The organism is Synechococcus sp. H55.11 (genome assembly GCF_047462475.1).
GTDB lineage: Bacteria > Cyanobacteriota > Cyanobacteriia > Thermostichales > Thermostichaceae > Thermostichus.
The window spans coordinates 26,623-51,643 of the sequence record NZ_JANSJI010000187.1; the positions used below are offsets into that span (position 1 = coordinate 26,623).

Annotated in this window: 32 protein-coding genes; 9 read left to right on the plus strand and 23 right to left on the minus strand. The window is 60.6% G+C overall.

Going from position 1 to position 25,021, the window contains the following annotated elements:
- The first annotated feature begins 48 nt into the window (after nucleotides 1-48).
- Nucleotides 49-339 (plus strand): DUF3082 domain-containing protein, encoded by a 291-nt coding sequence (locus NW853_RS07865; protein ID WP_414333236.1) that lies wholly within the window; start codon nucleotides 49-51, stop codon nucleotides 337-339.
- Nucleotides 340-394: 55 nt separating this feature from the next.
- On the opposite strand, the gene sixA is transcribed toward NW853_RS07865, so the two are convergent.
- The 3 genes from sixA to murA form a co-directional block, all read right to left on the minus strand.
- A complete protein-coding gene (sixA, locus tag NW853_RS07870; RefSeq protein ID WP_414333238.1) occupies nucleotides 395-976 on the minus strand; it encodes a phosphohistidine phosphatase SixA in 582 nt (193 codons plus the stop codon).
- A gap of 81 nt (nucleotides 977-1,057) precedes the next feature.
- Nucleotides 1,058-3,190 carry a transglycosylase SLT domain-containing protein gene (locus tag NW853_RS07875; RefSeq protein WP_414348749.1) on the minus strand — a complete coding sequence of 711 codons (2,133 nt, stop codon included), beginning with the start codon at nucleotides 3,188-3,190 and terminating at the stop codon, nucleotides 1,058-1,060.
- 103 nt (nucleotides 3,191-3,293) lie between these two features.
- Nucleotides 3,294-4,628 (minus strand): UDP-N-acetylglucosamine 1-carboxyvinyltransferase, encoded by a 1,335-nt coding sequence (murA, locus tag NW853_RS07880; protein ID WP_414348757.1) that lies wholly within the window; start codon nucleotides 4,626-4,628, stop codon nucleotides 3,294-3,296.
- Between the two features lie 421 nt (nucleotides 4,629-5,049).
- Here murA and NW853_RS07885 point away from each other — a divergent pair, with 421 nt between their 5' ends.
- From NW853_RS07885 to NW853_RS07900, 4 genes are all read left to right on the plus strand, one after another.
- Entirely contained in the window at nucleotides 5,050-5,703 is a 654-nt protein-coding gene (locus NW853_RS07885) for a DUF3386 domain-containing protein (protein WP_414348750.1), read from the plus strand.
- A 122-nt stretch (nucleotides 5,704-5,825) separates the two neighbouring features.
- Nucleotides 5,826-7,094, plus strand: coding sequence for a GNAT family N-acetyltransferase (locus tag NW853_RS07890; RefSeq protein WP_414333243.1), 1,269 nt, complete (start codon nucleotides 5,826-5,828; stop codon nucleotides 7,092-7,094).
- A 23-nt stretch (nucleotides 7,095-7,117) separates the two neighbouring features.
- Nucleotides 7,118-7,723, plus strand: coding sequence for an Npun_F5749 family FMN-dependent PPOX-type flavoprotein (locus NW853_RS07895; protein ID WP_414333245.1), 606 nt, complete (start codon nucleotides 7,118-7,120; stop codon nucleotides 7,721-7,723).
- Nucleotides 7,724-7,924: 201 nt separating this feature from the next.
- A complete protein-coding gene (locus NW853_RS07900; RefSeq protein ID WP_414333247.1) occupies nucleotides 7,925-8,509 on the plus strand; it encodes a hypothetical protein in 585 nt (194 codons plus the stop codon).
- 13 nt (nucleotides 8,510-8,522) lie between these two features.
- Here NW853_RS07900 and folD read toward each other — a convergent pair whose 3' ends face one another.
- The 3 genes from folD to xseA all read right to left on the minus strand — a co-directional run bounded on the left by folD (nucleotide 8,523) and on the right by xseA (nucleotide 11,040).
- The gene (folD, locus tag NW853_RS07905) at nucleotides 8,523-9,392 is read right to left on the minus strand and encodes a bifunctional methylenetetrahydrofolate dehydrogenase/methenyltetrahydrofolate cyclohydrolase FolD (protein ID WP_414333248.1); all 870 of its coding nucleotides are present in this window, start codon (nucleotides 9,390-9,392) and stop codon (nucleotides 8,523-8,525) included.
- Nucleotides 9,393-9,536: 144 nt separating this feature from the next.
- Nucleotides 9,537-9,773: an exodeoxyribonuclease VII small subunit gene (gene xseB / locus NW853_RS07910; protein WP_414333250.1), complete on the minus strand. Its 237-nt coding sequence runs from the start codon at nucleotides 9,771-9,773 to the stop codon at nucleotides 9,537-9,539.
- Nucleotides 9,754-11,040, minus strand: a complete 1,287-nt coding sequence (gene xseA, locus NW853_RS07915; RefSeq protein WP_414348751.1) for an exodeoxyribonuclease VII large subunit — start codon at nucleotides 11,038-11,040, stop codon at nucleotides 9,754-9,756. Before xseA ends, xseB begins: the two co-directional genes overlap by 20 nt.
- Nucleotides 11,041-11,117: 77 nt before the next feature.
- Between xseA and NW853_RS07920 the strand changes: the two genes are divergently transcribed.
- The 4 genes from NW853_RS07920 (at nucleotide 11,118) to NW853_RS07935 (ending at nucleotide 15,039) form a co-directional block, all read left to right on the plus strand.
- Nucleotides 11,118-12,248 carry an AI-2E family transporter gene (locus NW853_RS07920; RefSeq protein ID WP_414333253.1) on the plus strand — a complete coding sequence of 377 codons (1,131 nt, stop codon included), beginning with the start codon at nucleotides 11,118-11,120 and terminating at the stop codon, nucleotides 12,246-12,248.
- Between the two features lie 174 nt (nucleotides 12,249-12,422).
- Nucleotides 12,423-12,866 (plus strand): ubiquinol-cytochrome c reductase iron-sulfur subunit, encoded by a 444-nt coding sequence (locus NW853_RS07925; protein ID WP_414333255.1) that lies wholly within the window; start codon nucleotides 12,423-12,425, stop codon nucleotides 12,864-12,866.
- A gap of 71 nt (nucleotides 12,867-12,937) precedes the next feature.
- Complete coding sequence (locus NW853_RS07930) at nucleotides 12,938-14,074, plus strand: glycosyltransferase family 4 protein (RefSeq protein ID WP_414333257.1); 1,137 nt, start codon at nucleotides 12,938-12,940, stop codon at nucleotides 14,072-14,074.
- A 74-nt stretch (nucleotides 14,075-14,148) separates the two neighbouring features.
- Entirely contained in the window at nucleotides 14,149-15,039 is an 891-nt protein-coding gene (locus NW853_RS07935; protein ID WP_414348752.1) for a PRC-barrel domain-containing protein, read from the plus strand.
- 51 nt (nucleotides 15,040-15,090) lie between these two features.
- Here NW853_RS07935 and NW853_RS07940 read toward each other — a convergent pair whose 3' ends face one another.
- The 17 genes from NW853_RS07940 to rpsC all read right to left on the minus strand — a co-directional run bounded on the left by NW853_RS07940 (nucleotide 15,091) and on the right by rpsC (nucleotide 25,000).
- On the minus strand, nucleotides 15,091-16,071 hold the full coding sequence (locus NW853_RS07940) for an alpha/beta fold hydrolase (protein ID WP_414333261.1): 981 nt from the start codon (nucleotides 16,069-16,071) through the stop codon (nucleotides 15,091-15,093).
- Nucleotides 16,072-16,095: 24 nt separating this feature from the next.
- Nucleotides 16,096-16,320 carry a translation initiation factor IF-1 gene (gene infA, locus NW853_RS07945; RefSeq protein ID WP_011434173.1) on the minus strand — a complete coding sequence of 75 codons (225 nt, stop codon included), beginning with the start codon at nucleotides 16,318-16,320 and terminating at the stop codon, nucleotides 16,096-16,098.
- A 267-nt stretch (nucleotides 16,321-16,587) separates the two neighbouring features.
- Entirely contained in the window at nucleotides 16,588-17,361 is a 774-nt protein-coding gene (map, locus tag NW853_RS07950) for a type I methionyl aminopeptidase (RefSeq protein WP_414333305.1), read from the minus strand.
- A gap of 32 nt (nucleotides 17,362-17,393) precedes the next feature.
- Nucleotides 17,394-17,975 (minus strand): adenylate kinase, encoded by a 582-nt coding sequence (locus NW853_RS07955; RefSeq protein ID WP_414333263.1) that lies wholly within the window; start codon nucleotides 17,973-17,975, stop codon nucleotides 17,394-17,396.
- Nucleotides 17,975-19,273: a preprotein translocase subunit SecY gene (gene secY / locus NW853_RS07960; RefSeq protein WP_414333264.1), complete on the minus strand. Its 1,299-nt coding sequence runs from the start codon at nucleotides 19,271-19,273 to the stop codon at nucleotides 17,975-17,977. The genes NW853_RS07955 and secY overlap by 1 nt, the downstream gene beginning before the upstream one ends.
- 105 nt (nucleotides 19,274-19,378) lie before the next feature.
- The gene (rplO, locus tag NW853_RS07965; RefSeq protein ID WP_414333266.1) at nucleotides 19,379-19,846 is read right to left on the minus strand and encodes a 50S ribosomal protein L15; all 468 of its coding nucleotides are present in this window, start codon (nucleotides 19,844-19,846) and stop codon (nucleotides 19,379-19,381) included.
- Between the two features lie 35 nt (nucleotides 19,847-19,881).
- Nucleotides 19,882-20,418: a 30S ribosomal protein S5 gene (rpsE, locus tag NW853_RS07970; RefSeq protein ID WP_414333268.1), complete on the minus strand. Its 537-nt coding sequence runs from the start codon at nucleotides 20,416-20,418 to the stop codon at nucleotides 19,882-19,884.
- Nucleotides 20,419-20,436: 18 nt separating this feature from the next.
- Nucleotides 20,437-20,805: a 50S ribosomal protein L18 gene (gene rplR, locus NW853_RS07975; RefSeq protein WP_414333269.1), complete on the minus strand. Its 369-nt coding sequence runs from the start codon at nucleotides 20,803-20,805 to the stop codon at nucleotides 20,437-20,439.
- A gap of 7 nt (nucleotides 20,806-20,812) precedes the next feature.
- Entirely contained in the window at nucleotides 20,813-21,358 is a 546-nt protein-coding gene (rplF, locus tag NW853_RS07980; RefSeq protein WP_414333271.1) for a 50S ribosomal protein L6, read from the minus strand.
- Nucleotides 21,359-21,391: 33 nt separating this feature from the next.
- Complete coding sequence (gene rpsH / locus NW853_RS07985) at nucleotides 21,392-21,802, minus strand: 30S ribosomal protein S8 (RefSeq protein WP_414333273.1); 411 nt, start codon at nucleotides 21,800-21,802, stop codon at nucleotides 21,392-21,394.
- Nucleotides 21,803-21,856: 54 nt separating this feature from the next.
- The gene (gene rplE, locus NW853_RS07990; protein ID WP_414333275.1) at nucleotides 21,857-22,399 is read right to left on the minus strand and encodes a 50S ribosomal protein L5; all 543 of its coding nucleotides are present in this window, start codon (nucleotides 22,397-22,399) and stop codon (nucleotides 21,857-21,859) included.
- 59 nt (nucleotides 22,400-22,458) lie between these two features.
- Nucleotides 22,459-22,857, minus strand: a complete 399-nt coding sequence (gene rplX / locus NW853_RS07995) for a 50S ribosomal protein L24 (protein WP_414333276.1) — start codon at nucleotides 22,855-22,857, stop codon at nucleotides 22,459-22,461.
- Entirely contained in the window at nucleotides 22,858-23,226 is a 369-nt protein-coding gene (gene rplN, locus NW853_RS08000; protein WP_011434162.1) for a 50S ribosomal protein L14, read from the minus strand.
- The gene (gene rpsQ, locus NW853_RS08005) at nucleotides 23,223-23,474 is read right to left on the minus strand and encodes a 30S ribosomal protein S17 (protein WP_414333277.1); all 252 of its coding nucleotides are present in this window, start codon (nucleotides 23,472-23,474) and stop codon (nucleotides 23,223-23,225) included. The genes rplN and rpsQ overlap by 4 nt, the downstream gene beginning before the upstream one ends.
- On the minus strand, nucleotides 23,474-23,710 hold the full coding sequence (rpmC, locus tag NW853_RS08010; protein WP_414333279.1) for a 50S ribosomal protein L29: 237 nt from the start codon (nucleotides 23,708-23,710) through the stop codon (nucleotides 23,474-23,476). The genes rpsQ and rpmC overlap by 1 nt, the downstream gene beginning before the upstream one ends.
- A 16-nt stretch (nucleotides 23,711-23,726) precedes the next feature.
- The gene (gene rplP / locus NW853_RS08015; protein ID WP_414333281.1) at nucleotides 23,727-24,203 is read right to left on the minus strand and encodes a 50S ribosomal protein L16; all 477 of its coding nucleotides are present in this window, start codon (nucleotides 24,201-24,203) and stop codon (nucleotides 23,727-23,729) included.
- A 47-nt stretch (nucleotides 24,204-24,250) separates the two neighbouring features.
- Entirely contained in the window at nucleotides 24,251-25,000 is a 750-nt protein-coding gene (rpsC, locus tag NW853_RS08020) for a 30S ribosomal protein S3 (RefSeq protein ID WP_414333283.1), read from the minus strand.
- Between the last annotated feature and the right edge of the window lie 21 nt (nucleotides 25,001-25,021).

A 25,021-nucleotide genomic window follows, 5' to 3' on the forward strand; every position in this document is an offset into this window, starting at 1 on the left:
CATTGTACCTGCAGCCTAGAATAAAGGTGAGTTTTCCAGTGCTGCCCCATGTCTTCCTCCTCACAGGGATCCCCCCATCCTTTCAGTGCCCTCTTGGGGGCCACCATTGCCGTCAGTCTGGGCTACGGGTTCTTGCAACTGCTGCTCTCGATGGTGACCAAATTGCCGCCAATCGATGTCGAGACTGGATCGCTGGCGCGCGGGATCAGCATCCTGGTGCGTTATCTCCTGGTCGGTTCCGTTTCCCTGATCGCCTTCATGTTTGCCATGGTGGGGTTGGGGCTGGCGGCCTATTCTGTGCAATTGCTGGGAGAGCGGCTAACATCTTCTCAGCGCTGAGCCTGGGGATCCGGGCACGACCTCTGGCCGACTTAGTTTGCGTTGGGACGGCTGCCTAGCGCAACACCACCTTGGGCGAGAGCAACAAAGTCAGGGATCCCTGGCAGTGGTCAATTCGGCCTTCGGCAAAGCGCACCTGGGCCAGGCCCGCCTTTTTAAGGGTGATCGCGTGGGCATTGGCCGGGTTTAGCCCAACAGCCGCTTGCACCCACAGGCTCAGATCCGGCTGGTGACCGACCAGGGCCAAAGACGTGAGGGATCCCCGCTCTGCCTGCCAGCGCACCAGGTCGGCAAAACTGCCGCCCGGAGCCAGCGGCTCAAACACCTCCACCGCTGCGGCCAGGTTCTCGTCCAACAAGATCTCGGCGGTCTGCCGCGCCCTCACCAGGGGACTGGTGAGCAGGAGATCCCACTTCCAGCCCATGCTCTTGAGCTGGCGGGCCACCTTGCGGCAGCGCTTGCGACCTTCGTCTGTAAGGGCTCGCAAGGCATCCTCAACTTCTGGCCGGGGTTCTTCGGCTATGCCATGGCGGATGAAGTCCACAGCCAATTCCTGCCGGGCAATCTGCTTCTCAGTTGCTCCCTGAGAGTGCTCCCCACCGCGAACGCCCTCCTGTTGTTCAAGCCCAGAGATCATCGAACCCCGTCCCGTCAATGCAAACGGCACCGTCAAACTTTGCCCAGACACTCTCCCAGAATACCCTGGGGGACGCTCTCTCTACGAGGAGGGGTTGTGCAGGCGCTGGCCGACCAAAGTGCGCCCTTCCTGGGTGTAGAGCTGCCAGTAGTTCCAGTAGTTGCCAAAGACAGACTTCACATAGCCCCGCGTTTCGGCGAAGGGGATCTGCTCCACAAACACATCCGGATCTTCAAAGCCAAAGCGGCTCAGCCATCTGGCCACGTTGCCGGGGCCGCCGTTGTAGCTGGCCAGGGCCAGCAGGGTGTTGTCTTGATAGGTGCGGTGGGTGTAGTCGAAGTACCAGGATCCCAGGTAAAGATTGTCGGCGGGGTTGGTGAGGCTGTATTGGGCTAGGCCAATTTGTTGGGCAATCCAGCGCCCGGTGGCAGGCATCACCTGCATCAAGCCCAGCGCCCCTGAGGCCGAGACGATCTCCGGCTCAAAGCGGGATTCCTGCCGGATCAAGGCCGCCACCATCAGGGGATTGAGGTTAAATTGCCGTGACCAGCGGGCCAGGCCGGGCCGGGCATAGGGATCCCCGCCCCAGGAATTGTCTGGGCCGGCGTAGTAGTGCAGCGGATAGACGGCCTGCCAGAAATCTTGGCGCTGCCTCAACGTCTCCAGCAGGGGATCCGGCTCTTCGCTGAAGCGCAAAGCGGCCACCTGGTTGATACCCCGCAGGTGCTCTCCGGCACTGTTGCGCAGAATACCCGTGACAAAGCGCTCAGCCACACTCATCTGGCGGGGATCCCGTTGCAGCACGGCCATTTCCCCCTGCCAGCGTTCCCAGGCCAGTTGGCTGGCTCCCATCAAGTGCAAAGTTTGCGTGGCCTCAGAGACCCCCGGCAACGGTAGCCGCACCGGCTGAAAATCCACCTCCACCCTTTGGCGCCCGCTGTAGAAATCCCCCACCGGCCAGCCCAGTTGCACTGCCGACCGCCAGGCGTAGTAGGTGTGGGGAAACTGTTGCAGCACCTGTTGATAGGTTTGCCGCGCCGCAGCCACATCCCCCAGCCGTTCCCGCCATTTGCCCGCCCAGTAGAGCAGTTGCGCCCCCATTTCCGTATCCCGCTGGGCGGATCCGATCTGTTGGGCCAGGGCGATGGCTTGGCCGAGATTGCCCGCTTGCGCTTGACTCCAGGCAAGTGTCCAGGCGGCGTTGGCCGCGGCTTCGCTGGCCGGAAAGCGCTCCCAAAGAGCTTGCCGAGCCGCTTGGGCCGATTGCGGGCTGGCATGGCGATCGTAAAGCTGGCTGAGGCTGAGCAACGCTTCTGGAGCCTCTCTATCCGAGCCGGATCCCGCCTGGCGCAGCAGCTCGATTGCCGTCGACAGGTCGCTCAATTCTGCCAAACGGCGACGGGTGAGGGAAGCCTCTGGCCCATTGGGAAATTGAGCCAGCAGCGCTTGGTAAGCCGCTCTCGCCTGGGGAAACTCCCGCGAGATCTGGTGGCTGCGGCCCCAGCGGTAGAGATTCTGAGAGGTGGCGGGGGCACGCCCATAGGCGCGGGCAGCTTTGCCGTACTCCCGTTGTTCCCAATAGGCATCGGCCAGGATCTGCCAATCGGAAGCCGTGAGGGATCCCTCCTGAGCCTGCCGCCAGCGATCCAGCAGCGGCGTTAACCCAGGGGTTTGCGGGTGATGCAGAGCCAAATCCCGCAGCAGGTCGTAGCGGTCGGGATCCCGCTCCAGCAAATGCTGGAGGGCGCGGCCAGTCAGCGGGTGAGTGGGAAATTGCTGCCGCAACTGATCCACCTGGCCCATCCCCCAGAGGGCATAGGCGGCCACCGGGCTGTGGGGGTACTCCTGCAAAATCTTGGGCCACCAGATCCCTTGGGCTGTTGCCTTATCCTGCAACTGCTCGTAGGCTTGGGCCCTGAGCTTCCAAATTTCCTCCCGCAGAACCGGCAGGCTCTCTTCCAACCCCTGCAAACCCTGCAGGGCCAATTGCGCTTGGCCGGCCTGCAGCGCTGCGTAAGCCCGCAGAAAGGCCGTTGTGGAAGTGTGGGGCAGTTGTACCGGATCCCTGCCCTCTGGCGCCGCAGCCACCTCCACGGTTTCTGCCCAGGATGAGGTGTAAAAGCCCCAGATGGCCCCGCCCAGAGCCGCTCCTGCCGCCAGCACACCGGCAACCCATCTTGCCCAGCACCGTTTGCTGCCTGTCAGGATACCCATGCTTTGTCTCTCTGCAACCTCTGACTACGATACTCAACCCGACTGCGTTGGGTCACCTGGGATACCTGTACCGCAGGCATTGGGCCCGGCAGTCGTTTATGAGTTACTTGCCAGATTGCAGGATCCGCGGCGGACTTTCACTGCGGTACACCTTGGCCCCGACATCGCGCAGCTTTTTGTCGATGGCCTCGTAGCCGCGATCGATGTAGTGGAGCCCGTGGATCGTAGAGCAGCCTTCAGCCGCCAGGCCGGCCAACACCAAGGCTGCCCCCGCCCGCAAGTCCGTAGCCACCACCGGCGCCCCCGACAGCGACGGCACCCCCCGGATCAGGGCCACCCGGTTCTTCAAACGAATGTCCGCCCCCATGCGATTGAGCTCGGGAATGTGGTGCATGCGGTTTTCAAACACCGTCTCCTCGATGGTGCAACTGCCCTCGCTCAGGGCGGCCAAGGCCATGATCGGCGCCTGCACATCGGTGGGAAAACCCGGATAGGGCAGCGTTTGAATATCGGTCGCCTGGCAGAGCCAGCCCGAACTGAGCTGAGCCGGGGCAATGCGCAGCCGGTTGGGGCCTTCTTCTTCGACCCGCAGCCCCATGTCACGCAGCTTGGCGATCACCGCCCGCAAGTGATCGGGAATAACAGGGCCAACCGTGAGGTGAGAGCGGGTAATGGCCCCGGCAATAAGATAAGTGCTGGCCTCGATGCGGTCGGGAATAACCGTGTACTCGGTTCCATGCAAGCGGGGCACCCCCACCACCACAACCGTGTTAGTGCCAACACCGCGAATGCGCGCCCCCATCGCCTGACAAAAACGGGCCAAATCCGCCACTTCTGGCTCTTGGGCGGCATTTTCAATCACCGTTTCCCCATCCGCCAGCGTAGCGGCCATCATCAGGGTTTCAGTAGCGCCGACGCTGGGATAGTCCAGGTAGATGCGGGTTCCCACCAGCTTGCGGGCATAGGCATGAACAACCCCATGTTCGATTTGCACGGTCGCCCCCAGCGCCTGCAGGCCCCGCACGTGCAGATCCACCGGACGGGAGCCAATGGCACAGCCGCCCGGCAGGGGAACTCTGGCTACCCCCAACCGCGCCAACAGGGGCCCGATGATGAAAAAGCTGGCCCGCAACTGGCTGACCAATTCATAGGGAGCTTGGGAAGTTTTGAGGGAGCTGGCATCCAGGTCGAGGGTATTGCCCACATGGGACACTTTAACCCCTAGGGTGGTCAGGATCTGCCCCATGCGTTCAATGTCCAGCAGACGCGGCACGTTGTGAATTCGGCAAGACTCAGGAGCCAAAAGGGATCCGGCCATAATCGCCAAGGCAGAGTTTTTCGCCCCGCCAATGGGAATGTGGCCGCTCAAGGGCTGCTTGCCAGTTATCTGCAGCACTGGCCCCATCATTTCGGGTGAGGGTGTAACTAAGGATTCCACCCTGCTGACGTGCTGGAACTCTGCCGTGAATTCTCCCAATCTTCCTCCTCACCCACAGAAAATATAGAGCACACAAGCAAGCCTCTTCCAGGAAATACTCTGGAGAGAGAAGCAGCCAAAAGGTCAACCAGAAACTTGGTAGAGGAAGGAAGAGAAGTTCTGCCCCTATCTTACCCAAGTTCCTCAGTTTGCGGCAGCAGTTGGGGCAACTCGGCCAAAGAATCCTATTCCGCCGGCGCCAACAGAATCCAAGCCCCATCTGGAAGTGCCCTACGTTACGCCGAAAGAAGCAGACCGGTCTCCGCACATCCCCAAAAAAGATGCCCCATGTTAGATATAGACTCCTACTGGGTTGGGCCCAGCAGCCAGAAGCAGTATGATACTCGTGAGAAATGCTTGCAATAGCCATAGGAGACAGTCGATGATCGCCACTCAAGTCTCTGCCCAAGAGTTGTTTCGGGCCGCCTATGAAAATCGCTACACCTGGGATCCCGCTTTCCCGGGCTATAGCGCCGAGGTCACTTACTGGGATGGGGAGCGCACTTTTGTGGGGCAGGTGCGAGTGGGGGCAGACCTAAAGGCCACCGTTACGGGCGTGGAGGATGAGGAAGCCCGGAAAGCCATTCACAATCAACTTTGGGAAATTGCCATTCACCGGGTGCGCCGCAGCTTTGCCGAGACCCACGGGAACAACACTTTCCGCTATGGGCAGACCCTACCCGATGGCACCGTGGAGATCCTGGTGGGGGGCAAAGCCGAAGGGGATCGCTACCACGTGCGCGACAACCAAGTAACCCTGGTGCATCGGCATATTCATGGGGTGGTGGTGACCATCCACACCTTCAGCAGCCACGACACGGGCGAAGGCTACCTCTCTCACCGCTACGATTCCGTCTATCACGATCCCCAAACGGGTGAGCAAAAGGGCGGGCGCAGCCAATTTGAGGATCTCTACACCAAAGTCGGCAAGTACTACATCCTCTCGGAGCGACGCATTCAAACAGAGACGGAAACCGGCCCTGTGGAAAAGCGCTTTACCTTCCGCAACTTGGCGTTGCTGGATGCCGGGGCTTAATTGGCCAAACGCCAACGCAAAACCCGATAATCATGAACTTTATGGCAGCAACGACCTCCTCAGTTAGAATTAGAAAGGAAGCCTGAGCTATGCTTTGAATATTCTCCCGCCTACACTTTGGCATGAACAACCCTGCGGCAAAGCCCGACCCAGATTCCAAAGCCCCTACCGAGGTTCCCGAACTGATTCTCCGCCCCGCTCAACTGGGGGATCTGGAGGCGGTGGAGGAGATCCTGGCGCAAGCCTTTGAGGAGGACTACAGCAGCCGCTCGGTGGATATTCGTCGCCAGGTGCGGCGGCTACGTCAGTGGTATGGCCCCCTGAGAACCCTGAGCCTGTTTCCCAACCGCTTTCAGCACATGTTTACCGTCCATGTGGCGGAGCTGGAAGGCAAAATCCAGGGGGTCATTCAAGTTTCTCCCTTTAACCATTCCCGCAGCACCTGGCGGGTGGATCACATTGCGGTGGCGCCTTCGGCCCAGCGGCAGGGAATCGGGTCTAAGTTGCTCAGGCACTGCACGGAGCACTTTCGCGAGGCCCACACCTGGATTTTGGAGGTGAACATCCACAATAAGGGGGCAATGGCCCTCTACCGACACAACGGCTTCCAGCCCTTGGCTCAGATCACCTATTGGTCGATCCCGGCGGAGATTCTGGCTGCTCTCAGCCGGCACGAGGCCAAGTTGCCCAACCTGGTGCCGGTGACCAACCGCGATGCCTACGCCATCTATCAACTGGATACGGGATCCATGCCGGCCACTGTGCGCCAGGTGTACGACCGCGACGTGAGCGACTTCCGCACCAGCCCACTGGAGTGGCTTTTGGAACGGGCCAAGTGTGCCATCAGCCAAACGGAACGGGTGGAGATGTGTGTCTATGAGCCCGAGCGGAAAACCGCCATTGGCTATTTCAACCTCAAGTTGGATCGGACGGGGCAGCAGCCGCACGTGGCCAAACTCACAGTTCACCCTGCCTATACCTGGCTCTATCCTGAGCTCATGGCCAAGATGGCCCAGCTCACCCAAGCTTATCCCCCGCAGGCTTTGGCCTTGGCTTCCACCGATTACCAACCGGAGCGGGAGGAGTTTTTGCTCAAGCTGGGCGCCCAGGATGTGGAGCGGACGCTGCTGATGTCGCGCTCGGTGTGGCATAAGGTGCGGGAAGTCCGCTCCCCTTGGTATAGCGAGTATCTCGCTCTGGTGCTCCAAAAATTGCCGGTGAAGCAGCCGGTGCCAGAACGCTTTGAGGGGCTGGCGGAGGGCTGGCTGGAACATCCCTTTCATTCTCTTCACCCAACTGTGCCGGATCCCAATGCCGTTCGCGCTACTCAGCCGGAGTCCTCACCGGGGTGCGCCAGAGACTCGCAATCAGAGGCTCCTCCCCCTCCCTAGTTGAAGTCTTGGCTGGCACCCCCATGAACCCGTTAGCCAGGGATCCCTCTTGGCGGATGTTGCTCCAGGCGGCCCTGCACCGCAACCGCAGCGATCCCGGTGTACGCTATTTGCAACTGGCTACAGTGGATCCCCAGGGGCATCCGCGTAACCGCACGGTGGTTTTTCGGGGGTTTTTGGGGGACACCGACCGCATCCAGTTGGCGGTGGACGGCCGCAGCGAGAAGCTTTGCCAGATCGCCCACTGCCCGCTGGCTCAGATCTGCTGGTATTTCAGCAAGACGCGCGAGCAATTTCGCATTGCCGGCACTCTGGAGGCCATCACCGCCGATCATCCGGATCCTGAAGCGCAGCAGCAGCGGCAGCAGTTGTGGCAACAGATCTCGGAAAAAGGACGGCTCCTCTGGTTTTGGCCGGAACCCAAGGGGCCTCTTGCCTCGCCCGAGGCTTTTGTTCAAAAGCTGCCGCCAGAGAAAGCTTCATGGCCGCCTCCGACTTTTGTGGTGCTCCTGTTGCAGCCGACTGAAGTCGATCACCTGCAGCTCAAGGGGGATTCGATCTATCCCCAACGGCGAACGGTGTACGAGCGCAAGCTGCAAGGCTGGCAATGCCGAGCGGTCAACCCCTAGAAGGGATCCCAGCCGGTTTCAAGCTGGCGTGGGGCAGCGCCTTTCGAGAGAATGTTGAAATCTTGAAGAGAATTAAGAGAATAAAGGTGTTAACGTAGCTGAACAATCGTCCTGTTCCGTGCCCACCCCACCGACGCTGTGAGGGTGGCCGCTCGGGTTTTTCTCCATCTGGTATGTAGCATTCCTGGTTGCGGTAATCTGATGTTCGCCTTGATCCCCTCATTTCCTGACCGCATTGCCCAAGCTGTTGCCGCTCTTCTTGCCGGCGGGCCGTCGGTGAACATGACTGCGAAAGGCAAGGGATCCCTGTTTTTAGCTGCCGCCTTGTTTGGGGTGAGCGTTGCCGTGCAGGGGTTGAGAGCACAAACTCTGGGGAGACCGACGCCGGAAGCTCTAGAAGACTCGGTTGAGGGGAATGTTGCTCCTGTTCTGCTTGCAGAAGCGGCCTCACCCTCGCAGACCGGCCCCACCTCTGCCCGCACAGGCTCCTTTCGTGTTGGCAACCGCACCCCCCATCCGGTGCGGGTGGTGATCTTGATGCGCAGCGGCGGGCGGCTGCTCAACCCAGAAACGGCCCACTGGGATTTTGCGCCCGGAGAAGGCGGTAGCGAAGGATTGGTGCTGAGCTTGGGGGAAGAGCCGCTGCAGATCGGCCCCGGAGACATTGTGGTGGCTTTTGTCCTCGATGGAACCCGCCGCTACTGGGGGCCGAACGTGGTGGGAGAGTCTCTGGCCCCGTTTTGGAATGAGGAGAGCGGCTCCTGGTCGATGATCCTGCAGCCTTAGGGCAGTCTCCAAGCTACAGGTGGCTGCGCAGTTTGTAGCTCTCTAGGGTGTTGGCCAGCAGCATCGCTACCGTCATGGGTCCCACACCACCCGGCACGGGCGTGATGGCGGCGGCCCACTCCTTGACTGCCGCGTAATCCACATCTCCCACCAATTGCTCAGATCCGTCGGGGCCCTGGATACGGTTGATGCCTACATCGACGACCACGGCTCCCGGTTTTACCATCTCTGCCTTGAGCAAGTGGGGGCGACCGACGGCCATCACCACAATGTCGGCGGCGCGGGTTACTTCGGCTAAGTCGGGGGTGCGGGAATGGGCCAGGGTAACGGTGGCATCGGCAGCCAACAACATCAGGCTCAGGGGCTTGCCCACCAGGATGCTGCGACCGACCACCACCGCCTTTCGTCCGGCAATCGGGATCCCTTCCGCTTGCAACAGGCGCATCACGCCCAGGGGGGTACAACTGCGCAGGCCGGGCTCGCCGCGCAGCAGCCGGCCCAGGTTGAGGGGGTGAAGCCCGTCCACGTCTTTGTCGGGGTCGATGGCCAGAAGGGGCGGGATGGGATCCCAGCCGGGGGGTAAGGGCAGTTGCACGAGGATGCCATCGACGCGCTCGTCCTGGTTGAGTTGGGCGATGGCGTCGAGCAGGTGGGCGGGGGAGTCTTGGGCGGAAAAATGGCGGCCAAAGGAGGCGATGCCCACCCGCTCACAGGCCCGCTCTTTGCCGCGCACGTAAGCTGCACTGGCGGGATCCTCCCCAACCCGCAGCACCGCCAATCCCGGCGGACGCCCCACCCGCGGCAGCCAAGCCTGCACTTGGGCGGCCATCTCCGCTTGCAGGCGGGCGGCCAAGGCTTTGCCATCCAAGATCTTGGCGGACATAGAGGGCGCCCCAAGAGATCTTGACAACTTGACCATCTTCAGGGGCGCCGCCCCCTTCGTCAAGTCTTGCCGCCGTTGAGCAACAGCAGCAGGGGCACCTGGGGCCTTTGCCCAGTTTTTTGGGCTGCCCCATTCCCCCCGGCTCTAGAACTCGCGCGACTCTTCTTCGCCGGGCCCTAACTCCTCAATGAGGATCTCCACCTGCTGCCGCTTTTCCTCCAAAAACTGGGCGCAGCGCTTTAGGGTCTGGGCGGCCTGCTGGAAGCGCTCCACCACCTCTGCCAGATCCAGCTCTCCCGATTCGATCTGGGCGATCAGACTTTCCACTTCGGCGATGGCTGCTTCGTAGCGCCAGGGATCCTCACGTTTGCGGCGGCTCATGGCTCTCCTCCACTCGGGCCCAGAGGCTTCCCGAGGCCAGTTGTATCCTCAGCCGGGTCTGCGGCGGTAGGTGGTGGGTGCGGACCAGGGATCCCCGTTCGTCCCGCACCAGGGCATAGCCCCGCCTGAGGACGGCGGCAGGGTCGAGGGCTTGCAGGTGCTCCTGGAGGGCCTGTTGGCGCTGTTGCTGCTGCTGAAGGCGATGGCGCACCGCCTGCACTAGGCGCTGCTGCCGTTGGGTCAAGCTTTCCTGCGCCTGTTGCAGCAGCCGCTCCGGATGGATTTGGGCGAGATGGCGCTGGGTGTGCTGGAAGCGCCGCCGTGCCCTCTCCAAAGCCTGCAGCGTGCGTTCGATCAACTTCTGACGCAACTGGGATCCCTGGCGCTGCAATTCCCGCAGATCGGGCACGATCCGCTCGGCCGCCGCTGTGGGGGTGTGGGCCGCGTAGTCGGCCGCGTAGTCCGCCAAGGTCTCGTCCCGCTGGTGGCCGATCCCCGTCACCACCGGAATAGGGCACTCGGCAATGGCCCGCACCACCCGCTCATCGTTAAAGCAAGCCAAATCCTCGCCGGATCCACCCCCCCGGGCAATCAGCAGCACTTCCGCCCGCCCATCCTGTTCCACCCGGCGAATGGCCCGCACGATCGACTCCGGGGCCGCTTCCCCTTGCACCTGGGCCGGCGAAAACAGCACCCGCAGCCCGGGGTAGCGCTGGTTGAGGGTGCGGCGGATATCGCCCCAGCCGGCGGCGTCGGGAGAGCTGACGACGGCAATGCACTGAGGGTGGGTAGGTAGAGGCCGCTGGTTGTCGAACAGGCCCTCGGCAGCCAGGCGGGCCTTGAGCTGCTGCAAGCGCCACGCCAACAGCCCCTCGCCCGCCGGCAGCAGTTGCCAGATAACAAGGCGATAGTAGCTGCCGCCGCTGTAGATGCCGATTTGCCCCAGCGCAAGCACCTGTTGCCCCACTTCTGGCCAGAAGCTGAGCCGGGAAGTTTGGCTCCGCCAGATCACCCCCTTGAGGATGTCGCCGCTTTCCGGATCCACCAGGGTCAGAAACAGGTGGCCGTTGCGGTTGCGCTGGCAACTGGAGACTTCTCCAACCACCCACAGCCTGGCCAAGTAGGGATCCCCGGCCAGCAGCGACTTCAAGTAGCCGGACACTCCCCCCACCGAGAGGAGGGGGACTTCCTCGGCAGGAAAGGATTCTGTCCCGAAGTCGAGGCCATCAAAGGCCAGAGCCATTGCTTGCGGATCCAGATCGCGCATACGGCGCTTCCCCATGGGAATGCTCGGGATCCCATCTAGAATAGGCGACGACAGGACGAGAGAGGAGGTGAGCTGCGGTGACCTTCGCCCATTGGCTGGGGCTGGCAGCGCTGCTGGGCCTGTTGGTTCTGCTCTGGCAGATCCGGCAGATCCTGCTGTTGGTGTTTGCGGCCATCGTCTTGGCAGTAGCTTTGGACACCCTGGCTCAGATCCCGCAGCGCTACGGCTTTCGCCGCGGCCCCTCGCTCCTCATCACCGGCTTGACGGTTCTGGTGGGGGCGATTCTGGTGGGGCTGATCGTAGTGCCTCCCCTGGCGGATCAGTTGCGGCGGCTGTTTACCGATGGGGTGCCCGCCGGGATCGTGCAGGCGCAGCGGCTATTTGAGAGCCTCATCCTCTCGTTGCCGACGGATATTGAGCTGCCGACGCTGCGGGAGTTGGCCAATAGCCTCGTGCCCCAGGCCACTGAGTTGGTGCGCCAGGTGCGGGACTTTTTCTCCCAGTCCTTCACCGCCTTCTTTGCCACCCTGCTCAATCTGTTGTTTGTCATCATCCTCACCATCCTGCTGTTGGTGGATCCCCAGGCCTACAGCCGCGCCTTTGTCTCGGTTTTCCCCGCCTTTTACCGCCCCCGCGTCCGCTACATCCTCAAGCGCTGCGAGCTGGCCCTGCGAGGGTGGCTGGTGGGGATCCTCTTCACCAGCAGCCTGGTAATGCTGCTGAGCGGCATTGGGCTGTGGATTTTGGGCGTGCCTTTAACCTTGGCCAATGCCGTGCTGGCGGGACTGTTTAATTTCATCCCCAACATCGGCCCCACCTTGAGTGTGGTCGCCCCCATGCTGGTGGCCCTCACCGATGCCCCCTGGAAATCGCTGGCGGTGCTGGGGCTCTACATCTTCATCCAACAGTTGGAAAGCAGCGTCTTCACCCCCATCGTCATGTCGCGGCAGGTGTCGCTTTTGCCGGCTCTGACTTTGGTGGCCCAAATTACCTCGGCCTTTTTCTTCGGGGTGCTGGGCCTGTTTTTGGCTGTGCCCTTGGCAGCCATCCTGCAGGTGTGGATCCAAGAGGTGCTGATTCGGGATGTGTTGGATCCTTGGCAGGGATCCCGGACGCTCCCCTTGCTCAGATTAGAGAGCAGGGCAGACCAGAGCTCCACCCATCTGCCGGACTCCGCCTCGCTACCGCAATCGGCGCCAACAGATTGAAGCAACCCAGATGCCTGCTGCGGACTTTGGCCAGAAAAAATGGGGCTCAGCTCTGGCCGAAACTGTCTTGGCGTAACAAAATATTAAGGGCAGCACTTGCATTGGGATCCCTTGCGGGGCAGGCTGTTGCTGGCCCACGACCGACATTTGGCAGATATTTAGGGACACATAGCCATGTACAACAATCGTCGCGGTTTTCTTCGCTGGTTGGCTCTCGGTTTCGGCTCGCTGGCGGGTTTGTTACCGGCCTTGGCCCGGCGCCGTTTTGCCCTTGCCCGGGAAACCAAGGCTCCTGAACCAGAGTTTGTGAAAGTGGCCAACCTCGCCGATTTCAAAGATGGCCCCTTCAAAGTGGAAAACGCCTTTGGAAAGAACACCGCCACCCTCTGGTTGGTCAAGGATCCCCAAAAAGAAGACTCTTTCCTGGCTCTGGATGCCGCTTGTCCCCATGCCGGGTGTGACGTGGACTGGCGGGGGGAGAACTTTGTCTGCCCTTGTCATGGCTCGGCCTTTGCTGTCGATGGCAGCCGTACCCGGGGCCCGGCCAAGGCCGACCTGACCGCTTACAAAGTTAAGGTGGAGAAGGAGGAGATTTTCGTAGCCAAAAGCCAATCCTAGGCGGGTAGCCAGCTTTCTGCAAAAGCAGGTAATGGGCTGAGCCAATGAGGCCACCCAGGGAGCGTTGCTACTTGCGCTATTTGTTTGTCTCCACCCCCGTTGGCCCGCTCGGATCGGGGGCTGGCGGCGGCGTGGAGCTCAATCTTGCCAACCTGACCCGTGTCTTGCTGCAGATGGGATCCCAGGTGCGGGTGTTGGCCCCCGAGGGATCCCAAATCGACGCATTGCCGGTGGAGGTGATCGAGGCGGTAACCGGCCTTCCCCCGACCTATGCGCAAAGCCAGCGCCGCGACCAGCCGGTTCAGATCCACACCCCCTCTCTGCTGGCCAATCTGTGGCAGCGGGCTGCCCAACTGCAAGACCAGTTCGATCTGATTGTGAACTGGAGCTACGATTGGCTGTCGTTTTATTTGACGGATTTTTTCCGCACCCCGGTGGCCCACATCGTCAGCATGGGATCCCTCAGCGACGCCGTCGATCAGGCCTTGGAGCACATTGCGCAGACCTACCCTGGCCGGCTGGCGGTGCACTCGCGAGCCCAAGCCCAGACCTTTGCCTTTGCCCGCGCCCAGATGGCGGCAGGTCGGGATCCCTTTGTCTATCTGCCCTGCGGCGTTGATCTCAGCCGCTACGACTTTGTGCCCGAAGGGAACGGATCCCTGTGTTGGATTGGCCGCATTGCTCCGGAAAAGGGCCTGGAAGACTGTGCTGCCCTGGCCGAGAAGACGGGAAGATCGGTGGTGCTCCTGGGCCACCTGCAAGAGCCAAGCTACTGGCAGCAGATCCAGGAACAGTACCCACAGGCCCAACTGGACTACCGAGGGTTTCTGCCCACATCGCAAATGCAGCGAATTTTAGGGCAATGCTCCGCCTTGGTCATGACCCCCAAGTGGGTGGAAGCCTTTGGCCTGGTGGCAGTGGAGGCTTTGGCTTGTGGCGTGCCGGTGATCACCTACCGCCGTGGGGGGCCAGCGGAAATTGTTAGCGATGGCGAGACCGGCTGGGTGGTGGATCCAGACGACGTGGCGGCCTTGGCCAGGGCTGTAGAAAACTTGGATCGCATCGACCGCAGCCGCTGCCGACACCATGCAGAACAGCGCTATTCCCTGCAGGCCATGGCGGAGCGGTTTTTGGCCTGGAGCGAGGCAATTGGCCGGGATCCCATCTGGGCAGCCCGCGAGGGAGGAGACAGGCAATGGTACTATTAACTTGATTCTGGCAATCTGCGCCAGACGCGCAGCCCAACGACGCGAACATTTTGACTTACGACAGGGAAACCACCATGACGACTGGGAAAGGATCTGTTGCGCTGGTGCGATCAGAGGTTCGTCGGCGGTCACAGGTTCTGGGAACGCAGGTGATTAGCCAGGTCAATGCGGCCCGGCTCGGAGTAGTTAGCGAAGTTTGGGCAGATCTGGAAGCCAAGCAAGTGCTGGTGCTGGGGGTGCTGGAGAAAGCCTTTGCCGGATCCCCACGGTTGCTGAACCTACGGCAGGTAACGGCCTTGGGCCAGGATGCCATCCTCGTCCCCAACGATGAGGTTTTCGACGACTTGGATTTGGAAGGCCTGAGCCGGGTGGTTGGCAGCGAGGTGGTTACGGAAGAAGGGATCCGCCTCGGCAAGGTCAAAGATTTTCAATTTAACTCCGTCTCCGGCCTGATCACGGGTTTAATCCTCTCCAACCTTGGCCTCACCTTTTTGCCCGGCTTTATCCTCAGCACCTATTTGCTTCCGGCTGATGAGATCGTCTCGGTTGGCGGCGAGCGCCTCATTGTTGCCGATGGCGCCGAAACCCGCCTGACCCAACTGGCCAAGGGAATCTTGGAAACCCTGGGACTCGGCAAGCCTCCTTGGGAATCCGGAGTCAGTCCTGCCCCTGCCCTGCCCAGTGCGGTCGAGGGTTACGCTGTTGAGGAAGACTACGAAGAAGAATACGAGGAGGAGTACGAGGAGGGCGCAGAAGAAGACCCCTACGCCGAAGCAGAGCCGGAACCTCAGAGCGAGGCGACGCCTCCCCGTCGGCCCGAGCCGCCTCCTGTCTCTGAACAACCGGAATGGGAGCAAGAGTACGCCAAAGAGGAAGCTCCTCCTTCTCCTCCCGAGCCCACTCCTCCCCCCTCTACGCCCACGGATATCGACCCCTGGGAAGACAAGTCCGGCGAGCCCACTTGATGGCGGAGCGTATCCCATCCCCAACGGATGCGACGCCTGGGGCGTTGAGGTCTATCCCGGCAGGGCAGGATCGGCCTCGGCTAAAAAGCGCAAAGCCACCGATAAAAAAGCTTGCGGCGCTTCGATGTGGGGGAAAGCAGCTCCCGGCAATCGGTAAACCGGCACCTCTGGCCGCAGAGCGCGATACCGCTCCACCTGCTCAAGGCCGGTAAGGCGGTTCTGTTCCCCCCAAACCAAAGCCATGGGTTTGGCCACAACGCGAAAGTCGTCTTGAATGGGCAAATTGAGTTTGCCGGTCAAAAAAGAACGGGGAGCAAATTGGGCCCCCGCCTGGTGAGCCGCCTGATAGTAGTAATCCACCACCGCCTCCTCCAGAGCATACCCCGGCGAGAACAGGCTCTGCTCCGTAAACAGACGTATATTCCAGGGGGCGGTGATGCCGTTGTAAAAGGCTAACCCCAACACAGGCAGGCTGAGGAAGCCGTAGAGGGCCTCGGCCAAAGGGATCCCCAGCGCCGGGGGGATAAGGCTGTTGTCTCCCAGGGGGGCGATGAGCAGCAGCTTCTGCCACTGCTGAGGTTGCAGCCGGGCCGAGCGCAGCACAAATCCTGCCGAGAGGGAATTGGCGATGGCGTGGCAGGGCCGCCCGATCACCTGCCGAACAAAATCCCCGATCAGCTCGGCGTAGAGATAACCGGTGTACTCCAGATCGGGGCGCTCCGAGTTGCCCCAACCCAACCAATCCAAAGCATAAACCTGATAGTGCTGGCTCAGCTCCGCCATGATGGCGCGGAACTCGTAGCTGGAAGAGCCGGCCCCGATGCCGTGCAGCAGCAACAAGGGCTGGCCGGATCCCGCCACTTTGTAAAACAGGCGATGGCCCCGCCAAAAGTGGTGCCTCTCCTCTCCCGGCAACAGGCTGGGCAAAGGCTGGGTGCGAGAAGCAATCCAGGCGTTGAGAACGGCCAGGGCGCCCACCCCGCCGGCTGCAACCCAAAGACCGGTCTTGAAAACTTGGCTCAGCTCCTTCATGAGCAGCAACCCCCGCCGGGGATCCTACTTTTTCTTGAGGCGGTAGGTGATGCGCCCTTTGTTGAGGTCATAAGGGCTGAGCTCCACCTTGACCCGATCTCCGGGCAGGATCTTGATGTAGTTACGGCGAATCTTGCCGGAGATATGAGCGAGCACGTTGAAGCCGTTATCCAGATCCACCCGGAACATGGCGTTGGGCAGGGACTCTGTGACGACCCCTTCCATTTCAATGGCATCTTCCTTAGACAAGGAGACCTCCCAAAAAACGACACAGTGAGCAACCCACTCCTCACAGCCGCGACGACACGCGCTGTTAAGAAGTGAAAAAATACTCCACCTCTTCTATCCTAGCTGTTGCAGTCCTTCACTAGGGGATCCTTCAGCTAGAAACCGCAGGAGCCCGTCCCTATACCGTCTCGACCCCTCCCCCCCTATACGGGGAGAGAGGGGGCCCGGGCTGTTGGCTTGCCAACTGCAGGGCTACCCAAAGCCCGCTCCGTATCGGGGTTGGTTAGTTTAGGACTGAAAAGGCGTGCGATCGGTCAAAATCTCTGCTCCCGATTCGGTGACCAAGACCGTGTGCTCGAACTGAGCCGACCAAGCGCCATCCACCGTCACCACCGTCCACCCATCCGACAACACACGGGTGGCCTCTCCTCCTGCATTCACCATGGGCTCAATGGCCACGGTCATGCCGGAGCGCAGCTTGGGATTGGGCAGATCGCGGGTGCGATAGTTGGGGAATTGCGGCTCTTCGTGCAGGTTGCGCCCCACCCCGTGACCGACATACTGCTTTACCACAGAATAGCCCCGCCCCTCGATGTAATCTTCAATGGCACCCGAAACATCCTGCAGCCAGACGCCGTGGCACACATGGTCGATGCCCGTCTGCAAGGCTTTGGCCGCAGTATCGATCAGATCCCGGGCTGCATCGCTCAGGGGTTCTAGGCCGATGCTGAGGCAAGAATCCGCATGCCAGCCCTCCACAACGGCGCCGAAATCCACCTTGACCACATCTCCCGGCTGCACCACTTTGCGGGGACTGGGGATCCCGTGCACCACCTCGTGGTTAATGCTGACACAGACGCAGGCCGGGAAGCCGTAGTAGCCTTTGAAGCTGGGCAGAGCGTTCAGTTCGGCCACCCGTCGCTCGGCGTAGGCATCGATATCTGCCGTCGTCCAGCCCGGCTCTAAGCGCTCGGCGATCTCCTGCAACACTTGGGCCACCACCCGCCCGGCCCGCCGCATTTTTTCCACTTCGCGGCGAGATTTGATCTCGATGAGCTGCATGCCCCGCCGCTGCTTCTCAGCTCCTGGTCTGATCACGCTGTCCTCCTGAAGCCGTCCAAAAGAGCCTGCAGATGTTCTTGTACGGATTCCATCGGCTGGTTGCCGTTGACTCGCTGCAAGCGCCCCTTGGCCGCATAAAAATCGATCAGGGGAGCCGTCTGCTGCCGATAGACCTCCAAACGCTTGAGAATCACCGAGGGATCCGCATCATCGCTGCGCCCCTGTTCCTTGCCCCGGGCCAACAGACGGGCCACCACCACTTCGTCCGGCACATCCAAGTTGAGGACGCAGTCGTAATCTTGCCCCAGCTCGCGCAGCAGCTCTTCCAGGGCTTCCGCCTGGGCTAGGGTGCGAGGAAATCCGTCCAGGATCCAACCCTGCTCTGGAGACTGCTGCAACTGGCCTCTGACCATCCCGATCAACACCTCATCGGGCACCAGCTCTCCCGCGTCCATGTATACTTTGGCCTGGCATCCCAGCGGGGTCTGGGCCTTCACCTCTGCCCGCAGCAGATCGCCTGTGGAAATTTTGGGCGTGTGGTAGATGGCCGCCAGCCGCTCCGCCTGTGTACCCTTGCCCGCCCCCGGCGGCCCCAAAAAGATCAACCTCGGCACTACTGCTTGACCATCCCTTCGTAGCGTTGTGAGATGACATAGGTCTGGATTTGTTTGGAGGTCTCGATCGCCACCCCCACCAAAATCAGCAGCGAAGTCGCCCCCAAACCTTGGAAAGTGGTGATGCCGGTCGCCCGCTCCACCGTCGTCGGGATGATGGCCACCGCACACAAGAATAGGGCTCCCAGCAGCGTCAGCCGGTTGAGGATCCCTTCGATGTATTCAGCCGTAGCCTTGCCCGGTCGCACCCCTGGAATACTGGCCCCCATCTTCTTCAAGTTTTGCGCCAGATCCACCGGGTTGATGATCAAGGAAGCATAGAAGTAGCTGAAGAAGAGGATCAGCACGAAATAGAAGGGAATGTAAAACCAGGAGGTGGGAGATAAAAAGTTGGCCACCTGCACCAACGTTAGGTTCTGGGTGTACTGAGCCAAAGCCAAGGGCAGAGACATCACCGAGTAGGCGAAGATGATCGGCATCACCCCCCCTTGGTTTAGCCGCAGGGGCAGGTAGCTCTTCTGCTCGCGGAATAGTTTGTTGCCCACCTGGCGCTTGGCGTAGACGATCGGGATCTTGCGGCTGCCCTCTTGGACAAAGACAATACCGACAATGGTGGCCAAAAAGATAGCCGTCAACAGCAAGATGCCGCCGATGGTGCTGCTATCGGCGCGGGCCAAGCTGATGGTCTGGCCCAGGGCGCGGGGCAGCGTGGCCACGATGTTGACAAAGATCAGCAGCGACGGGCCACTGCCCACCCCCTTTTCCGTGATCATTTCCCCCAACCACATGACGAACATGGATCCCGCCGCCAGAGCCAAGGTGGTGGAGGCCATAAAGGCCAGCTCATTGGTGGTGTTGGCAAACTCCCGCACCCAGAAGGAGATGCCGATGCCCTGGATGATGGCCCAAATCAAAGTAACGTAGCGGGTGTACTGAGAAATCTGTCGCCGCCCCTGTTCTCCCTCGTTTTTCTGCAGGTTCTCCAGGGCCGGAATGGCCGAGACCAGCAGTTGCATGATGATGGAAGCGTTGATGAAGGGCAGGATCCCAAGGGCGAAGATCCCGAGGGCAGAGATACCGCCTCCGGAGAAGATATCCAGAAAGCCGAACACTGGGCTGTTGGCGGCCTCGGCGGCAAAGCGGGCCCGGTCAATGCTGGGGATCGGAATGTAGATGCCCAGCCGCACCAACAACAACAGTCCTAGGGTCAGCAACAGACGGCTGCGCAGGCCAGAGGCCATCGCCATCTGCATGAAGGTCTCTTGGGCGGAGGGAGCAGAGCCTCGTGTGTCAGCCATAGGTAAAGAAAACCTCGCAGGAGCAAAGGGCCAGGTGAGCTACTTACCACTCTACGCTTCCGCTGGGGAAGTCGGCAAAATGAAATGCTGCCAACCTCGGCCCATCTAGGAGCCGGCGGCTTGGGATCCCACAAGCTCGACCCGGCCGCCGGCTGCCTCGATCTTGGCTTGGGCTGAGGGGGTGATGGCAGCCGCCCTGATCGTCAGGGGCACGCCGATTTCCCCATCTCCCAAGATCTTCAGCGGGCCATCGTTGGTGGTCACGATCCCCCGTTCCATCAGACTTTCCAGGCTAACCTCGCTGCCGGCAGGCAGCTCTGTCAAGGCGCGCAGGTTGATCAGCGTGTACTCCAGACGCCGGGTGTAGCGGGGGAAATGTTTAAGCTTGGGCAAACGCCGATAAAGAGGGGTCTGGCCGCCTTCAAAGCCGGGTCGCGTGCTGCCTCCCTTGCGGGCCTTCTGCCCTCGCATCCCCTTGCCACAGGAGGCTCCCTGCCCGGCAGCAACGCCACGGCCCAGGCGCCGCCGCCGCCGCCTCGAACCTGCTTGAGGTCGAATGTCTTCCAGTCGCATGGCTTCCAGCTCCCTTGCTCTATATCATGGGTTCATCACTTGCTGAATAGGCGGCGCACATCGATATCTCGATCTTGAGCCACCTGTTCAAAGGTTCGCATCCGCCGCAGCGCATCAATGGTGGCACGGGCATTGTTGAGGGGGTTGCTGGATCCCAGTTGCTTGGCCAAGCTGTTGCGTACACCTGCCAACTCCAGAACGGTGCGCACCGCTCCCCCGGCGATGACGCCTGTGCCGGGAGCTGCTGGCATCACCAAGACGGCGGCACCGCCACCTGCCCCCCGCATGGGATGGGGGACGGACAATCCTTTGGTGAGGGGAACTTCAATGAGGTGCTTTTTGCCGTCCACCACTCCCTTGCGCACGGCCCCGATCACGTCGTTGGCTTTGCCCACGCCGACTCCAACTTGGCCGCGCTCGTTGCCGACCACCACCACCGCGCGAAAGCTCAGTTTTTTGCCGCCCTTGACCACCTTGGTGACGCGCCGAATCTGGATAACCCGTTCTTGCCACTCGGTGGGTTGCTCTTCGCGGCTTTTTTTGCTTCTGCGACGTTCTCTCTGCTCAGCCATGTGCCTTTTCCTCAGTAGCTAGAACTGTAACCCCGCCTCTCGGGCAGCCTCTGCCAGCGCTTGAACGCGCCCGTGATAAAGCTTGCCCCCCCGATCGAAAACCACGCGAGAAATACCCATTTGCAAGGCCCGCTCGGCAACTGAGCGGCCCACCAAGGCAGCCGCCTCTTGGGTGGCCGTCCCGGTCTCTTTGAATTTTTCGCGCAGCTCCGTGTCCAGGGTGGAGGCAGAGGTTAGGGTATGCTGAGCTACATCGTCGATCACCTGGGCGTAGATGTGTCGATGGGAGCGAAACACAGCCAGGCGAGGCCGCTCGGCAGTGCCAAAGACCTTGCGGCGAATGCGGCGATGGCGACGTTGGGTGGTGATTTTGCGGTTGGTTTTCATAGGCTATTTACTTCTTGGCTTTGCCCGATTTACCTGCCTTACGGCGAACTTGTTCTCCCAGATAACGGATCCCTTTTCCCTTGTAGGGCTCTGGGGGCCGGACGGCCCGAATGCGGGCGGCAGTGTTGCCCACCAGTTCTTTATCCATACCTGAGACGACAACGATGTTGTTTCCTTCAACGGCCATTTGGATGCCGGGGGGAAAGGGGATCTCCACCGGGTGGCTGTAGCCGACGTTCAGGATTAACTTGCTGCCTTGGGTGGAAGCGCGGTAACCGACACCTACCAGCTCCAGCCGCCGCTCAAATCCCTTCGATACCCCATCTACCATGTTGGCCACCAGGGTGCGGCAGAGGCCGTGCAGTTGGCGGGCGGGACGGGAATCGTTGAGCCGGCTGACCGTGAGCATCTGAGCGTCTTGCCGGACGGTGATCAGGGGAGGCAAACTGCGGGACAGTTGTCCTTTCGGGCCTTTCACCGCAATGTGCTGGCCGTCGATCTGGATCTCCACCTTGGCAGGAAGGGCGATGGGGCGTCTACCGATGCGAGACATGGGAAAAACTCCTGACAAGAGAAAACTGAGAACCTAGTAGACAAAACAGAGTACTTCGCCACCAATGCCCTGTTTGCGAGCCTCCCGATCGGTCATGATGCCGTTGGAAGTAGAGATGATGGCAATCCCAATTCCGCCCAATACGCGGGGCAGCTCTTTGTGGCTGCGGTAAACCCGCAGGCCCGGTCGGCTCACTCGCTTTAAGCCGTTGATGATGGGCCTGCAGTTGCGCCCTTTGCCTTTATACTTCAACCGCAACACCACGCGGGCTTGGATCCCTTCTCCTTCCTCTTTCCATTCGCTGACGAACCCTTCTTCATGAAGAACGCGAGCGATGCTGCGGGTCATGCGCGTGGCCGGAACTGCCACCGACTCGTGCCGAGCCAGGGTGGCATTGCGAATGCGGGTGAGCATGTCGGCGATCGTGTCGTTGGTGTGGGCCATCGGTGGGTCAGTGCTCCTCGGAAGATCGATCAAGAAAACTCAGGATAGGCAAACCTAAGAAGCAAAGGGCATGCCAAACGCCTTGAGCAGGGCACGGCCTTCTTCATCGGTTTTAGCAGTGGTCACGATGGAGATATCCATACCTCGCAGCTGATCTACAGAGTCGTAGTTAATTTCCGGAAAGATCAGTTGTTCACGAATGCCAAGGGTGTAGTTGCCGCGTCCGTCGAAGGCTTTGGGGCTGATGCCGCGGAAGTCGCGGATACGGGGCAGGGCAACATTGATCAAGCGATCCAAAAATGCATACATGCGCTCCCGCCTTAGGGTTACCATCAGGCCAACCGGCATGCCCTTGCGGATTTTGAAGCTGGCGATGGCCTTTCTGGCGCGGGTGATCACCGGACGCTGGCCGGTGATGGCGCTGATCTCGGCAATGGAGGACTCCAGAGCTTTGGCATTTTGGGAGGCTTCCCCTAAGCCGCGGTTGATGACGATCTTCTCCAGGCGGGGCACCTGATGGATGTTGGTGTAGCCCAACTCTTTTTGTAGCTTGGGGACGATGACAGTGTTGTAGTGGATTTGCAGGCGTTGCGGCATGGTGGCTTCTCCTTTTGGCTCTGGGCTGGGTCAGAGCCCTAGTCAACTTCAAGGGACACTTAGTCGAGGATCTCGCCTGTTTTCTTGAGGACACGGACTTTGCGGCCATCGGCGGTGATTTGATAGCGGATGCGGCTGGCCACCTCCTGCTTCTTGGAATAGAGCATCACCTTGCAGGCGTGGATCGGGGCTTCTTTGGTCTCAATTCGGCCACTTTCCCCTTCTCGCTGCGGCTTGCGGTGGTAGGTGACGATGTTGACTCCTTCCACCACAACCATGTTGCGCTCGGGAAAAACCCGCAGCACCTCGCCGATTTTGCCTTTGTCATCGCCGGAGATCACCTGCACGGTATCCCCCTGCTTGATGCGCATTTTGTAGCGCAGGCTGTTGCGGTGCTTGCGAATGCCGGGTTGCCGGATTAAGCGCCGAATTTGGCTGGGCTTGAGGGGGCGGGCCATCTAGAGTACCTCCGGAGCAAGGGAGATGATCTTGGTGAAGTTTTTCTCCCGCAGCTCGCGAGCCACAGGGCCGAAAACACGAGTCCCACGGGGGTTACCGTCGTTGTTGATGATCACGGCGGCGTTGTCGTCGAAGCGGATGCACATGCCGTCAGGGCGACGTACGGTATCGACGGTGCGGATGACCACGGCCTTGACGACGTCAGATTTTTTGACGGGCATGTTGGGCAGGGCATCTTTGACGACGCCGATAATCACATCGCCCAAGCTGGCGTAGCGGCGGCCACTGCTGCCCAACACGCGAATACACATCATCTTGCGGGCGCCGGTGTTATCGGCAACCGTCAGCATGGTTTGCTGCTGAATCATAGTTTCTTCACCTCCCGTAAGATTTCGGCCACTTGCCAACGCTTGGTGCGGCTGAGGGGACGGGTTTCGGTGATGCGCACCAGATCCCCTTCTTGGCAGCGGTTCTCCTCGTCGTGGGCTTTAAACTTTTTGGTTTTGACGACGATTTTGCCGTATTTGGGGTGGGCAACCCGGTTTTCCACGGCAACAACCACCGTCTTTTGCATCTTGTTGCTGACAACAACGCCGATCTTTTCGCGAGCAGGCATTACTCCTCCTTCTGGGTCTGAGTTGAGGGCAAGAACTTGCCGCGTTTGCGCTCGGATTCAACGGTCAGCAGTTGAGCCAGCTTGTGTTTGCGCAGGCGAATGAGGTGGGGCTGGTTCAACTGCCGCGTGGCCTGCTGCAAACGCAGCTCGAACAGCTCTTTTTTGACGGCGTAGATCTCCTGGCTCAGTTCCTCGTCCGATAGGGCACGGGCATCGGCAATTTTGGGCATGGGCATGGTTGACTCTCCTCCCTCAGGTAGGGCTAGCTACCGGTTCTGGGGTTTCCGGAACTGCTTCCTGGGCAGGTTCCGGCTTCTCAAAGTCGGCTTTGGTTACAAACTTGACTTTGATCGGCAGCTTTTGGGCGGCCAGGCGCATGGCCTCTCGAGCCGTGGCTTCAGGCACTCCTCCCATCTCAAAGAGGATGCGGCCTGGCTTGACGACGCAAACCCAATACTCGGGGTTGCCTTTGCCGGATCCCATGCGGGTTTCGGCAGGCCGTTGGGTAACAGGCTTGTCGGGAAAGATGCGGATCCAGATTTGGCCGCCTCGCCGGACGTAGCGCGTCATGGCCCGACGGCTGGCTTCGATCTGCCGAGCCGTAATCCAGGCGGGTTCTAGGGCCACAAGGCCGTATTCCCCAAAGTTGATGCGGTTGCCGCGGGTCGCTTTGCCTTTCATGCGCCCGCGCTGTTGCTTACGGTATTTGGTGCGTTTGGGGCTTAACATAGCCGTTCCTCAATCATTGGCGAACCGATGGGATCCCTAGCCGACGCTCAAGTCTCTGCTGTTGCCGAGCGATCTTCAAAGGTGGGCCGCCGCCGCTGCTGCCGGCGTTTGGGCTGTTGCAGGGGAACCTTTTGTTCGGGACGTTCCTGCCCGGGCAGAACTTCTCCTTTAAAGACCCAAACTTTGACCCCGATGATGCCGAAGGTGGTGCGGGCGAGGTGCTCGGCGTAGTCGATGTCGGCCCGCAGGGTGTGCAAAGGGATCCGCCCCTCCCGCGTCCATTCGGTGCGGGCGATCTCGGCCCCGTTGAGGCGACCGGCAATTTGGATTTTGATCCCTTGTACACCGGCCCGCTGCGCCCGCTGGATGACCTGGCGCACGATGCGGCGAAAAGCAATCCGCCGTTCCAGCTGTTGGGCAATACTTTCCGCCAGCAAAGCTGCTTCGGCATCGGCACGGGTAACTTCCACAACGTTGATGCGGATGGTTCGTTCGCCGCCACCTCGTGAGCTCAGCTCTTTTTGTAGGCCTTGGCGCAAAGTCTCTAAGCCGGATCCTCCCCGACCCACCACCACCCCAGGGCGAGCAGCGCGGATCTCGAGGTCAATTTGATCCGCCTTACGCTCAATCTGGATGTCGGCCAGGCCGGCACTGCTCAACTGCTTGGTCAGGTAGGCGCGGATCTGATCGTCCTCCTGCAACAAGGCCGGGTAGCGGGCCGGATCGGCAAACCAGCGGCTGCGATGTTCTTTGATCACGCCGAGGCGGAAACCGGTGGGGTGGATCTTCTGTCCCATGGTGTTGTCGGTTGAGGGGTA